The organism is Pilimelia terevasa, assembly GCF_014647915.1.
GTDB classification, from domain to species: domain Bacteria; phylum Actinomycetota; class Actinomycetes; order Mycobacteriales; family Micromonosporaceae; genus Pilimelia; species Pilimelia terevasa.
The window spans coordinates 162,634-174,926 of sequence record NZ_BMQC01000002.1 but is presented as its reverse complement, the minus strand read 5'-3'; the positions used below and the strand labels follow the sequence as shown (position 1 = coordinate 174,926).

The following is a 12,293-nucleotide window of genomic DNA, read 5'->3' as shown; positions in this document are numbered from 1 at the left end:
CCCGGCCGGCGCGGCGGTCATGCCGAGGGCTTGCGCAGGACGTACCCGACGCCGCGCAGCGTGTGGATGAGCCGGGGGTCGACGTTGTCGACCTTGCGGCGCAGGTACGAGATGTAGGACTCGACGATGTTGTCGTCGCCGCGGAAGTCGTAGTTCCAGACGTGGTCGAGGATCTGCGACTTGGACAGCACCCGGTTGGCGTTGAGCAGCAGATACCGCAGCAGCTTGAACTCCGTCGGCGACAGCGGGACCTGCCGGCCGGCCCGGTAGACCTCGTGGGTCTCCTCGTCCAGCTCCAGGTCGGCGAAACTCAGCCGCGGCGTGGCGGCCTCGCCGCCGGTGCGCCGCAGGACCGCGCGGATCCGCGCGGTCAGCTCCTCCAGGCTGAACGGCTTGGTGACGTAGTCGTCGCCGCCGAGCGTCAGCCCGCGGATCTTGTCCTCGGTGGCGTCGCGGGCGGTGAGGAACACGACCGGCGTCCGCGCCCCCTGCTCGCGCATGAGCCGGATCACCTCGAACCCGTCGAGGTCGGGCAGCATCACGTCGAGCACGACCAGGTCCGGTCGGGCCTCCCGGGCGGCGTCGACGGCCGCGCCGCCGTTGGCCGCCGTCGTGACATCGAACCCCGCGTACCGCAGGCTCGCCGACAACAGCTCCAGGATGCTCGGGTCGTCCTCGACCACGAGCAGCCGCGCCTCGGACTCGCGGGTACCGCTCTCACCGACCATGCGGCCATTCTCCACGGGCTCCCTGGCGGTCCCCTGCACCCGCGCTGAAAGAACCCTGTGAGCGGTCAGGTCGGGAGGTGGGCCAGGTCGGCCACCGGTACCGCGGCGTGGACGGCGGCCTCGGCGGCCCGCGACAGCGTGCGCCGGGTGGCGCCGGGGGCCGGGTACAGCGTGGGGCGCAGGGACACGGTCACCGTCAGGGCGGGGGTGGCGGCGATCCGGTGCAGCGAGGCGGCGAAGGTGTCGCTGCCCACGAAGGCCGGCTGGCGGGTGGGCCGGTCGGCCTGCCGGTACCCCACCCGCACCGGCAGCACCGCGACGCCCGCGTCGACGGCCGCCTGGAACAGCGCGGGCCGGAACCGGCCGCCGACCGGGCCGCACCAGGTGGTGCCCTCCGGGAAGCAGGCCACCGGCGCGCCGGCCCGCAGCCGCTCCCCCGCCGCGGCCACCACGGCCGGCAGCGCGCGCGGCCGGTCCCGCTCCAGGAACAGCGTCCCCGCCCGGCCGGCGAGCCAGCCGACGACCGGCCAGCCGCGGACCTCCCGCTTGGCGACCAGGCGCGCCGACGGGAGCACGGCCAGCAGCGCCACGACGTCCAGCCAGGAGATGTGGTTGGCGACCACCAGCGTCGCCCGTGCGGGCGGCGCCCCGCGGACGGCCAGCCGCACGCCCAGTCCCCGCAGGACCGCCCGGGACCAGGTCCGCACGGCGCGGCCGCGCCACCGCCGCGAGGCCAGAGCCGGCAGCAGCAGCGGCGTCGCGGCCAGGACCGCCAGCAGCGCGCCCAGCCGGGCCGCGAGGCGGCCGGCACCCACGGCCGGCGCGCCCCGCGGCCGGCAGCCGGGGCCGCACGGCGAGCGCGGCACCCACCAGGCCGCGCCCGCCGGGGCACCCGCGGCGGGCCGCGCGGCCGGCGGCGGCGCGCCGCGGGCGGCCGCGCGCGCGGTCCTCACCGGTCCAGGCCCAGGAAGTGCCGCCGGTACCGCGGGTCGATGCGGTCCATCGACAGCAGCACGTACAGGTCGGCCACGCCGAAGTCCGGGTCGTAGGCCGGCTCCCCGCACACCCAGGCGCCCAGCCGCAGGTACCCGCGCAGCAGCGGCGGCATCGCCGCCCGCCCCGCCCGCGGGTCGGCGGCGGCCACCGCCGCGGCGACGCCCGGCTCGGCGAGCCACGGCCGGTGCGGGACGACCCGCATCGCGGCCGGGCCCAGGTGCCGCTCGGCGACGGCGGCCCAGACGTCGGCCGGGCCGGCGGCGGGGTCCCCGCCCACCGGCACCGAGGCGCACCCGCCGAGCCAGCTCAGCCCGTGCAGGTGCAGGTACCGGGCGATGCCCGCCCAGATCAGGTTGATCACCGCGCCGCTGCGGTGGTCGGGGTGCACGCACGACCGGCCGGCCTCGACGACGTACGGCCGCAGCCCGTCGAGGCGGGACAGGTCGAACTCGGCGTCGGCGTACCGCCGGCCGGCCCGCGCGGCCGCCTGCGGCGGCAGCATCCGGTACGTGCCGACGATCTCGCCGGTCGTGTCCTCGCGGACGACGAGGTGGTCGCAGTAGTCGTCGAAGTCGTCGACGTCCACGCCGGCCTGGTCGCCGGCCAGTGTGGCGCCCAGCTCCTGCGCGAAGACCCGGTACCGCAGTTGCTGCGCGGCGGTCACCTGCCGGGCGTCGTCGGTGAGCAGGAGGGTGTACCCGCTCGTGCGGGTCGGGGTGGTCAGAAGAACTGCCATGCCTCGATGTAAGGCCCCTGAGCTGCCCGAACAGTGTCGGCGTGGATGCGGCGGGGCGACGGCTGGGTGAACGGCGGTACCGTGGCCGCGTGCGCATCCCGGGACGCTTCAACGGACCTCCGGGCTCGGCCAACGGCGGCTACACGGCCGGCCTGCTGGCGGGCCTGCTCGACGACCCCACGGTCCAGGTGACGCTGCGGCTGCCGCCGCCGCTGGACACCGACCTGGCCGCCCGGACCTCCCCGGACGGCGTCCGGCTGTACGCCGGGGAGGCGCTGGTCGCCGAGGGCGTGCCCGCCGCGCCGGTGCCGGCTGCGGTGCCGCCGGTGGACGCGGCGGCCGCCGCCGCGGCGGCGCGGGCCTTCCCCGGGTTCACCGACCATCCCTTCCCGACCTGCTACGTCTGCGGGCCGCAGCGCCCCGCCCCCGACGGGCTGGGGGTCTACCCGGGCTTCCTGGGCGACGGCCGGACGGCGGCGCCGTTCACCGCGCCCGCCGAGGTGTCGGCCCCGGTGCTGTGGGCCGCGCTGGACTGCCCGGGCGGCTGGTCGGTCATCGGCCCCGGCCGGCCGTACGTGCTGGGCCGGATGACCGCGACCCTGCACCGCCTGCCGGCGCCGGGCGAGCCGTGCGTGGTGCTCGGGTGGTGCGCGGCGGCCGAGGGGCGCAAGGCGCAGGTCCGCACGTCGCTGTACGGGGCCGACGGGGCCCTGCTCGGCGCGGCCGCGGCGACCTGGATCGCCGTTCCCCCGTCCTGACCTGCGCCGGGCGTGTTCCGCCGCGTCGGCCCCGGCCCGCCGCCGCGGCGCCGTAGGCTGCGGGGACTGGCGGCGGTCGGGTTTGCCCGGGCCGCGCACGGCGACGCTGGCGACGGTCGGAGGGGCGGCGGGTGGCGGACGGGCGGATCGTGGTCAGCGGCCTGACCAAGCGGTACGGGACGCTGGCGGCCGTGGCCGACCTGTCGTTCACGGTCGAGCCCGGCCGGGTCACCGGCTTCCTCGGGCCGAACGGTGCCGGCAAGAGCACCACCCTGCGGATCGCCCTGGGGCTGAGCCGCCCCACGTCCGGCACCGCGACCATCAACGGCAGCCCGTACCGCGCCCTGCGCGAACCCGCCCGGCAGGTGGGCGCCGTCCTCGAAGCCTCCTGCGCGCACCCGGGCCGGTCCGGCCGCGACCACCTCCGGGTGATCTGCGCGGCGGCCGGCCTGCCGGCGCACCGCACCGACGAGGTGCTCGCCGTGGTCGGCCTGTCCCCGGCGGCCCGGCGGCGGGTCAAGGGCTACTCGCTGGGGATGCTCCAGCGGCTGGGCATCGCGGCGGCGCTGCTCGGCGACCCGCGGGTGCTGATCCTCGACGAGCCGGCCAACGGGCTGGACCCCGAGGGCATCCACTGGCTGCGGGCGCTGCTGCGCACGCTGGCCGGGCAGGGCCGCACCGTGCTGGTGTCCAGCCACCTGCTCGCCGAGATGCAACTCCTCGCCGACGACGTGGTGATCATCGCGGGCGGGCGGCTGGTCCGGCAGGGGCCGGTGGCCGACGTCGTCACCGTCGCGGCGCAGCCGCCGCTGCGGATCCGCGCGCCGCAGGCCGACGCGCTCACCCGGGCGCTGGCCGCCGCGGGCGCGGCGGTGACCGCCGGGCCCGACGGCGCGCTGCGGGCGACCGGCATCGACGCGCCGACGGTGGCCCGCACCGCGCTCGCCGCGGCGCTGGAGATCCACGAGCTGACCCCCGAGGCGCCCGACCTGGAGCGGGCGTTCCTCGACCTGACGGCCGGGCGGGCGGAGGTCCGGTGAGACTGCTGCGGGCGGAGTTGCTGAAGTTGGGCACCACCCGGACGGGCTGGCTGCTGACCGCGGTCACGCTGGTGGTCTGGGCCGGCGCGCTGCTGGTCAACACCCTGCTGTTCAACGGCGAGGTGCAGGCCGACCCGACGGCCCTGCTGCTGGCGCAGACGAACTTCTACACGACCGGGCAGCTCGCCGGGATGACGGTGGCGCTGGTCCTGGGCACGGTGGTGATCACCGCGGAGTTCCAGTACCGGACGGCGCTGCCGACCTTCCTGGTCTCGCCGGGCCGCACGGCGGTGATCCTGGCCAAGGGCGCCGCCGCCGCGCTGGGCGGCCTGGCGCTGTGGGCGCTGACCACGGCGCTGAATCTCGCGCTGGGGCCGCTGGTCCTGGCCGACGGGATGGCCGCCGCCGCGCTGCACCGGCCGGAGGTCTGGACGGCGGTGGCGCTCAACGGCGCCACCTTCGCGGTCTGGCCGGTCCTGGGGGTCGGGCTGGGCGCGCTGGTGCGGCACCAGGCCGGGGCGGCGGCCGCCGCGCTGGGGATCAACTTCGCGGGCACCCTGGCCCTGGTGGCCGGGCTGGCCGGCCTGACCGAGCTGGTCGGCCACCGGGCGCTGGAGTGGGCGACGCTCATCCCCTCCCTGGCGTCCTTCCTGCTGGTGTTCGGGGTGCCGGACCCGGGGCTCCCGCCCCGCTGGGTCGCGGGCGTGGTCCTGGTCGGCTACGCGGTCGCCGCGCTGGCGCTCGGCACCGCCCTGGTCCGGCGCCGCGACCTGGGCTGAGCGCGGCGGCGCGACTCGGTCCGACGCACCGACACGGGAGCGGGCGCGCAGGCGTAACCTGGTACCGACTTTCCGACAGCGCGCGCCGCCTCCCCGGGGAGGGACGCCCGAGGGCCCGGACCACCGGGCCGGACGGCCGGCGCCCGCACCGCCCGAGGTGGGCTCGATCGCGAGGAAGAGGCGTACCGGCTGTGTCGACCCAGCAGAGTTCGCAGGACAATCCACTGGCGGGTTTCGGAGCGAATGAGTGGATTGTCGAGGAGATGTACCAGCGGTACCTCACCGACCCCTCCAGCGTCGATCCCGCCTGGCACGACTTCTTCGCCGACTACCGGCCGGTGACCGACGGCGGCCGCGCCGCCTCGCCGACGGCCGCCAGCGCGGCCACGGCCGCGGTGGCGGCGGCCCGGGCGGGCACCCGGGCCCCGGCGGCCGGCCAGGCCGTCGAGCCGGCCGCGCCCCCGGCCAACGGCAACGGCGCCGCGACGGCCGCGCCCGCCCGCCCGGCGGCGCCCGCCACCGCACCGGCCGCCACGCGCGCGTCCGCTGCCGCGCCGACGGCGGCCCCCGCCGCGAAGCCGGCCGCCCCGACCGGCCCCGCGGTGCCGCAGGGCGCCAGCACCGCGCCGCTGCGCGGCGTCGCGGCGAAGATCGTCCAGAACATGGACGCCTCGCTGGCGATCCCCACCGCCACCAGCGTCCGGGCGGTGCCCGCCAAGCTGATGGTGGACAACCGCGTCGTGATCAACAACCACCTCGCGCGCGGCCGCGGCGGCAAGGTCAGCTTCACCCACCTCATCGGCTACGCACTGGTCCGGGCGCTCGCGGCACACCCGGAGGTCAACAACTCCTACGCCGAGGTCGACGGCAAGCCCGTCCTGGTCCGGCCGGAGCACGTCAACCTCGGCATCGCCATCGACCTGGCCCGCCCCGACGGCTCCCGGATGCTCGTCGTCCCGTCGATCAAGGCGTGCGACACGATGGACTTCCGCCAGTTCTGGCAGGCCTACGAGGACGTCGTCCGGCGCGCCCGCAAGAACGAGCTGACGATGGACGACTACGCCGGCACCACGGTCACCCTGACCAACCCGGGCGGCATCGGCACCGTCCACTCGATGCCGCGGCTCATGGTCGGCCAGGGCGCGATCGTCGGCGTCGGCGCCATGGAGTACCCGGCGCCGTACGCGGGGATGTCCGACCAGCGGCTCGCCGAGCTGGGCGTCAGCAAGGTCCTCACACTGACCTCGACCTACGACCACCGGATCATCCAGGGCGCGCAGTCCGGCGAGTTCCTCAAGGTCATGCACGAGCTGCTGCTGGGCGGCAGCACGTTCTACGACGAGATCTTCACGGCGCTGCGGATCCCGTACGAGCCGATCCGCTGGGTCCGCGACTCGGCGACCGGCGACGGCGACGCGATCGACAAGACCGCCCGCGTACTGGAGATCATCCACGCGTACCGGGTGCGCGGCCACCTGATGGCCGACACCGACCCGCTCGAATTCCACATGCGCAAGCACCCGGACCTCGACGTCCTGGAGCACTCGCTGACGCTGTGGGACCTCGACCGCTACTTCCCGGTCGGCGGGTTCGCCGGTCGGGAGCGGATGAAGCTGCGCGACGTGCTGGGCGTCCTGCGCGACTCGTACTGCCGGCGCGTCGGCATCGAGTACATGCACATCCAGGACCCGGAGGAGCGCCGCTGGATCCAGGAGCGGATCGAGAAGAAGTACACCAAGCTCGACGGCCCGGCCCAGAAGCACGTGCTCAACCGACTCAACGCCGCCGAGGCGTTCGAGACCTTCCTCCAGACCAAGTACGTCGGCCAGAAGCGGTTCTCCCTGGAGGGCGGCGAGTCGCTGATCCCGCTGCTGGACGAGGTGCTCCAGGCCAGCGCCGAGGGCGAGCTGGACGAGGTCGTCATCGGCATGGCCCACCGCGGCCGCCTCAACGTGCTGGCCAACATCGTCGGCAAGCCGTACGAGAAGATCTTCTTCGAGTTCGAGGGGCACCTGGACCCGAGGTCGGCGCACGGCTCCGGCGACGTCAAGTACCACCTGGGCCAGTCCGGCCGGTACACCTCGCCCGACGGGGACTGCGCCACCACCGTCTCGGTGGTGGCCAACCCCTCGCACCTGGAGGCCGTCGACCCGGTGCTGGAGGGCGTGGTCCGGGCCAAGCAGGACCGGCTCAACCTCGGCCCGCAGGGCTTCACCGTGCTGCCGGTGCTGGTGCACGGCGACGCGGCGTTCGCCGGCCAGGGCGTGGTCGCCGAGACGCTGAACCTGTCCCAGCTCCGCGGGTACCGCACCGGCGGCAGCCTGCACATCGTGGTCAACAACCAGGTCGGCTTCACCACCGCGCCGGAGTACAGCCGCTCGTCGCTGTACTGCACCGACGTGGCCCGGATGATCCAGGCGCCGATCTTCCACGTCAACGGCGACGACCCCGAGGCCGTCGTCCGGGTGGCGCGGCTGGCCTTCGAGTACCGCCAGACGTTCAACAAGGACGTCGTCATCGACCTGGTCTGCTACCGCCGCCGCGGCCACAACGAGGGCGACGACCCGTCGATGACCAACCCCGAGATGTACCAGATCATCGACACCAAGCGCAGCGTCCGCAAGCTGTACACCGAGGAGCTGATCGGCCGCGGCGACATGACCGTGACCGAGGCCGAGGAGCTGCTGCGCGACTACCAGGCGCAGCTCGAACAGGTCTTCAAGGCGACCCGGGACGAGCAGCCGACCGGCGGCTCCCGGCCGCGGACCCGCCCGGCGCCCGAGCCGGAGCCGGTCGTCGGGACCGCCGCCGACCCGGCCGTGATCGCGGCGATCGGCCAGCGGCACGTGGACCTGCCCGAGGGCTTCACCCCGCACAAGCGGGTCCAGCAACTGCTCACCCGGCGCGCGAAGATGGCCGTCGAGGGCAGCATCGACTGGGGCTTCGGCGAGATCCTGGCCTTCGGCTCGCTACTGGCCGAGGGCGTCACGGTCCGCATGGCCGGCCAGGACTCGCGGCGCGGCACGTTCGTCCAGCGGCACGGCTCGGTGGTGGACGCCCGCACCGGCGCCGACTACCTGCCGGTGGCGGGGATGGCCACGGACAAGGCCCGCTTCTTCCTGCACGACTCGCTGCTGAGCGAGTTCGCGGCGATGGGCTTCGAGTACGGCTACTCGGTGGAGAAGCCGGAGGCGCTGGTGCTGTGGGAGGCGCAGTTCGGCGACTTCGCCAACGGCGCGCAGTCGATCGTGGACGAGTTCATCTCCTCGGGCGAGGTCAAGTGGGGCCAGCGCAGCTCGCTGACGCTGCTGCTGCCGCACGGCCACGAGGGCCAGGGCCCGGACCACACGTCCGGCCGGCCGGAGCGGTACCTGCAACTGTGCGCCGAGGACAACATGCGGGTGGCGATCCCGACCACCCCGGCCAACTACTTCCACCTGCTGCGCCGCCAGGCGCTGTCGCCCAAGCGCAAGCCGCTGGTGGTCTTCACCCCGAAGTCCCTGCTGCGGCACAAGCTGTGCGTCTCCCCCGTGGAGGACTTCACCACCGGCACCTTCCAGCCGGTCCTGGGCGACCCGGCGCTGGCCGGCGGCGGCCTGCACCCGGAGCAGGTGCGCCGGGCGGTGCTGTGCACCGGCAAGATCTTCTACGACCTGCTCGCCGCCCGCGACGAGCGCGGCGTCACCGACACGGCGATCCTGCGGATGGAGCAGCTCTACCCGCTGCCGGTCGAGGAGCTGAAGGCGGCGCTGGGCCGGTTCCCGGCGATCGAGGACGTGGCCTGGGTCCAGGAGGAGCCGGCCAACCAGGGGGCGTGGTCGTTCGTGGCGCTCAACCTGCTGGAGCACCTGGAGGGCGTACGGCTGCGGCGGATCTCCCGGCCCGCGGCGGCCGCGCCGGCCGGCGGCTCCTCGAAGTCCCACGAGGTGGAGCAGCGCGCGCTGCTCGAAGCCGCGCTGCCGAAGGTCTGAGCGGCATGTACTTCACCGACCGCGGGCTGGAGGAGCTGGCGCAGCGGCGCGGCGAGGAGTCGGTCAGCCTGGAGTGGCTGGCCGAGCGGCTGCGCGACTTCGTCGACCTGCACCCGGAGTTCGAGACGCCGATGGAGCGCTTCGCCACCTGGCTGGCCCGGCTGGACGACGACGAGGACGAGTAGCGCCGCTGTCGACGGCGCGGGGCGGGTGTTCCGGGCGGAACACCCGCCCCGCGTGCGGTGGTGTGGTGCGGCTCAGGCCAGGGCCCAGGCCAGGGCGGCCAGGACGGCGACGCCGAGGACCACACCGCCGACGATCAGGCCGACCGGGGTCCGCTTCGCGGGCGCCGGGGGCGGGGACGTGACGAACGCCTGAAATTGCGCGGTGTTGCCACTGGGATCGTTGTACGTGTCAGGCATGGCCATGACCATAGCGAAACCCGGCCACGCCCCGCCCGCGCCCGGCCACCCCTACAGCCCGTGCACGCCGAACGATTCCCCCCGCAGGTACCGCGCGATGGCCTCGGCCGGGTAGTCCAGCGTCTCCGGCGGTATCGCCCGCGCCGGGAACCAGCGCAGCTCAGCGCATTTGTGCGGCTCGGCGTTGACCGGCTCGCCCGCCCACCGCGTGGCCTCGAAGAAGACGCCCACCCGCGGCTCCTCGCCCGGCCCGGCGTGGTGGACGAGCTGGACGAAACGCACCTGTTCGGGGGTCAGCCGCAGCCCGATCTCCTCCTCGGCCTCCCGGATGATCCCCGCCGGCAGCGACTCGCCGGCCTCCAGGTGGCCCGACGGCAGGTGCCAGTGCCCGTCCGCGTACCCGGTGTGCTGGCGCATACCCAGCAGGATCTCGTCGTCCCGCACCAGGAGGAGGTGGACATCCACAATCGAACGGTAACGATCCATCTGCGAACGGTAACGGCTGGCCGGCCGACGCGCCGCCCCTGACCCAGGGGTGACAATGGGTGGATGTCCGGTCCCCGCGCGCTCGCCGCGCTGCTCAGCGCGGTGCTCGTGGCCGCCGCCGGCTGTACGGCCGGCCGCACCCCCGCCGCCGCCCCGGTGGCGCCCGGGGCCTCCCCCACACCCGCCGCCGGACCCGCGGCGCTGCCGCCCCGGGCCGTACCGGCCGGCGGGTACGAGGTCGCGGTGCAGACCCTGACCGCCCGGCGCGGGGAGCGCCGGCTGCCGGTCACGCTCTGGTACCCGGCCGACGCGACCGACGCCGCGCCGTACCCGGTGGTCCTGTTCAGCCACGGCCTGGGCGGCCTGCCCGCCGAGTACCGGCCGCTGCTGCGGCGCTGGGCCGCGGCCGGCCTGGTGGTGGCGGCCCCCACCTACCCCCGGACCTCGCGCGGCAGCGCCCTGGAGCCGCTGGACGTGCTGGAGCAGCCGGCGGACGCCTCGGCCGTCCTCGACCGGGTGCTGGCCCTGGGCCGGGCGGCCGGCCACCCGCTGCGCGGCCGGCTGGACACCGCCCGGGTGGCGGCGGCGGGCCACTCGGCGGGCGGCATCACCACGATCGGCCTGTTCAGCCTGGCCCGCGACCCGCGCCTGCGCGCGGGCGTCGTCCTGGCCGGCAGCACGCTGGGCGTCAGCGTCGCCTACGCGGGGGCGCCCGCCCCGATGCTGTTCGTGCACGGCCGCCGGGACCCGGTCATCTCGTACGCCACCGGCAGGGCCGCCTTCGACGCCGTCCCCTGGCCCAAGGCGCTGCTGAGCCTGCCGGACGGCGACCACGGCACCACCCTGCGGACCGGCCAGGGCCCGCTGTTCGAGGCGGTCGCCGCGTCGACCCTGAGCTTCCTGCACTGGACGCTCTACGGCGACCAGGCCGCCCGCCGCGCGCTGCGCCGGACCGACCCGGCCACCGCGACGCTGACCGACCGCCTCTGAGCCGGCCGCCTCGCCGCCGGACCGCGCCCCTCGCTGCCGTACCGCGCCTGAGCCGACCTCCGCTGCGGCCTCAGCGGGCGCGGCAGACGTCGTCCTGCCTGGCGGCGGCGGCCACGGCGGCGGCCACCGCCGGCGCGACCCGCGGGTCCAGCGGACTGGGCACGATCGCGTCCGCCGTCAGCGCGTCGGCGACGACGGCAGCGATGGCCTCGGCCGCCGCGAGCTTCATCCCGTCGGTGATCCGGGTGGCCCGCGCGTCGAGGGCGCCCCGGAACACGCCCGGGAAGGCGAGCACGTTGTTGATCTGGTTGGGGAAGTCGCTGCGGCCGGTGGCGACGACCGCCGCGTGCCGGGCGGCGACGTCCGGGTGCACCTCGGGGTGCGGGTTGGCCATCGCGAAGACCACCGCCCCGTCGGCCATCCCGCGCAGCGCCTCCTCGGCGATCGTGCCGCCGGAGACGCCGATCAGCACGTCCGCGCCGCGCAGCGCCTCGACCACGCCCCCGGTGCGCCCGGCCGCGTTGGTGGCCGCCGCGAGTGCCGCCTTCGCCCCGGTCAGGTCGCCGCGGCCGGCGGACAGGATGCCGCGGGAGTCCAGGACCACCATCGTCTCCGCCGGTACCCCGCCGGCGATCAGCATCCGCGTGACGGCGTGGCCGGCGGCGCCGGCGCCGCTGACCACGACCCTCAGCTCGCGGACCTTGCGCGACAGCAGCGCTGCCGCGTTGCGCAGGGCGGCGAGGACCACGATCGCCGTGCCGTGCTGGTCGTCGTGGAACACCGGGATCGGCAGCGCCGCGTCGAGGCGGCGCTCGATCTCGAAGCAGCGGGGGGCGGCGATGTCCTCCAGGTTGATCCCGCCGAACGACGGGGCCAGGGCGGTGACGGTGGCGACGATGGCGTCGACGTCGGTGGTGTCCAGGCAGATCGGCACGGCGTCCACGCCCGCGAACTGCTTGAACAGGATCGCCTTGCCCTCCATGACGGGCAGGGCCGCCCGCGGCCCGATGTCGCCCAGGCCGAGGACGGCGGAGCCGTCGGTCACGACGGCGACGCTGCGGCCGGCCCAGGTGTAGACGTCGGCGAGGTCGGGGTCGGCCGCGATGGCCTGGCACACCCGGGCCACGCCGGGCGTGTACGCCCGGGCCAGGTCCTCGCGGCTGGTCAGCGGGACGGTCGAGGTGACCGCCATCTTGCCGCCGCGGTGCAGGTCGAAGACGGGGTCGAGCGGATCTACTGTGACCGCTGGCATGGGGCGCTCCCGATCAGGCGGCGGGGGCCGCGGCTGGTGGATGACCACGCCGAGGGTAGAGGCGCGCCGCCACCGGGGTGCCGGGCGACGCGCCCAGGTCACCGGATGGGAGCCGGCACGCGCGGTACCGGCCGT

The 12,293-nt window shown here is 75.4% G+C and carries 12 protein-coding genes; 6 read left to right on the top strand and 6 right to left on the bottom strand.

The genetic code is table 11. From position 1 onward, the window contains the following. Positions 1 to 17: 17 nt before the first annotated feature. The 3 genes from IEY75_RS03775 to IEY75_RS03765 all read right to left on the bottom strand — a co-directional run bounded on the left by IEY75_RS03775 (position 18) and on the right by IEY75_RS03765 (position 2,460). The gene (locus IEY75_RS03775) at positions 18 to 728 is read right to left on the bottom strand and encodes a response regulator transcription factor (protein ID WP_189112769.1); all 711 of its coding nucleotides are present in this window, start codon (positions 726 to 728) and stop codon (positions 18 to 20) included. Between the two features lie 65 nt (positions 729 to 793). Beyond that, positions 794 to 1,681 (bottom strand): lysophospholipid acyltransferase family protein, encoded by an 888-nt coding sequence (locus IEY75_RS03770; RefSeq protein WP_189112768.1) that lies wholly within the window; start codon positions 1,679 to 1,681, stop codon positions 794 to 796. Beyond that, positions 1,678 to 2,460 carry a GNAT family N-acetyltransferase gene (locus IEY75_RS03765; RefSeq protein WP_189112767.1) on the bottom strand — a complete coding sequence of 261 codons (783 nt, stop codon included), beginning with the start codon at positions 2,458 to 2,460 and terminating at the stop codon, positions 1,678 to 1,680. Before IEY75_RS03765 ends, IEY75_RS03770 begins: the two co-directional genes overlap by 4 nt. Positions 2,461 to 2,549: 89 nt before the next feature. Between IEY75_RS03765 and IEY75_RS03760 the strand changes: the two genes are divergently transcribed. From IEY75_RS03760 to IEY75_RS03740, 5 genes are all read left to right on the top strand, one after another. Then, positions 2,550 to 3,218 carry a hypothetical protein gene (locus IEY75_RS03760; RefSeq protein ID WP_189112766.1) on the top strand — a complete coding sequence of 223 codons (669 nt, stop codon included), beginning with the start codon at positions 2,550 to 2,552 and terminating at the stop codon, positions 3,216 to 3,218. A 131-nt stretch (positions 3,219 to 3,349) separates the two neighbouring features. Further along, the gene (locus IEY75_RS03755; protein ID WP_189112765.1) at positions 3,350 to 4,258 is read left to right on the top strand and encodes an ABC transporter ATP-binding protein; all 909 of its coding nucleotides are present in this window, start codon (positions 3,350 to 3,352) and stop codon (positions 4,256 to 4,258) included. After that, positions 4,255 to 5,037, top strand: coding sequence for an ABC transporter permease (locus IEY75_RS03750; protein ID WP_189112764.1), 783 nt, complete (start codon positions 4,255 to 4,257; stop codon positions 5,035 to 5,037). The genes IEY75_RS03755 and IEY75_RS03750 overlap by 4 nt, the downstream gene beginning before the upstream one ends. A 191-nt stretch (positions 5,038 to 5,228) precedes the next feature. Next, complete coding sequence (locus IEY75_RS03745) at positions 5,229 to 9,008, top strand: multifunctional oxoglutarate decarboxylase/oxoglutarate dehydrogenase thiamine pyrophosphate-binding subunit/dihydrolipoyllysine-residue succinyltransferase subunit (RefSeq protein WP_189112763.1); 3,780 nt, start codon at positions 5,229 to 5,231, stop codon at positions 9,006 to 9,008. A gap of 5 nt (positions 9,009 to 9,013) precedes the next feature. Continuing rightward, on the top strand, positions 9,014 to 9,193 hold the full coding sequence (locus IEY75_RS03740; protein ID WP_189112762.1) for a DUF6104 family protein: 180 nt from the start codon (positions 9,014 to 9,016) through the stop codon (positions 9,191 to 9,193). Between the two features lie 72 nt (positions 9,194 to 9,265). On the opposite strand, the gene IEY75_RS03735 is transcribed toward IEY75_RS03740, so the two are convergent. Together IEY75_RS03735 and IEY75_RS03730 are read right to left on the bottom strand one after the other, a co-directional pair. Further along, positions 9,266 to 9,430, bottom strand: a complete 165-nt coding sequence (locus IEY75_RS03735; RefSeq protein WP_189112761.1) for a hypothetical protein — start codon at positions 9,428 to 9,430, stop codon at positions 9,266 to 9,268. A 51-nt stretch (positions 9,431 to 9,481) separates the two neighbouring features. Next, a complete protein-coding gene (locus IEY75_RS03730) occupies positions 9,482 to 9,895 on the bottom strand; it encodes an NUDIX hydrolase (protein ID WP_229789324.1) in 414 nt (137 codons plus the stop codon). Positions 9,896 to 9,979: 84 nt separating this feature from the next. Here IEY75_RS03730 and IEY75_RS03725 point away from each other — a divergent pair, with 84 nt between their 5' ends. Then, entirely contained in the window at positions 9,980 to 10,906 is a 927-nt protein-coding gene (locus IEY75_RS03725) for an alpha/beta hydrolase family protein (RefSeq protein WP_189112759.1), read from the top strand. Between the two features lie 70 nt (positions 10,907 to 10,976). Here IEY75_RS03725 and IEY75_RS03720 read toward each other — a convergent pair whose 3' ends face one another. Further along, positions 10,977 to 12,158 (bottom strand): NAD(P)-dependent malic enzyme, encoded by a 1,182-nt coding sequence (locus IEY75_RS03720; protein ID WP_189112758.1) that lies wholly within the window; start codon positions 12,156 to 12,158, stop codon positions 10,977 to 10,979. Positions 12,159 to 12,293: the final 135 nt, after the last annotated feature.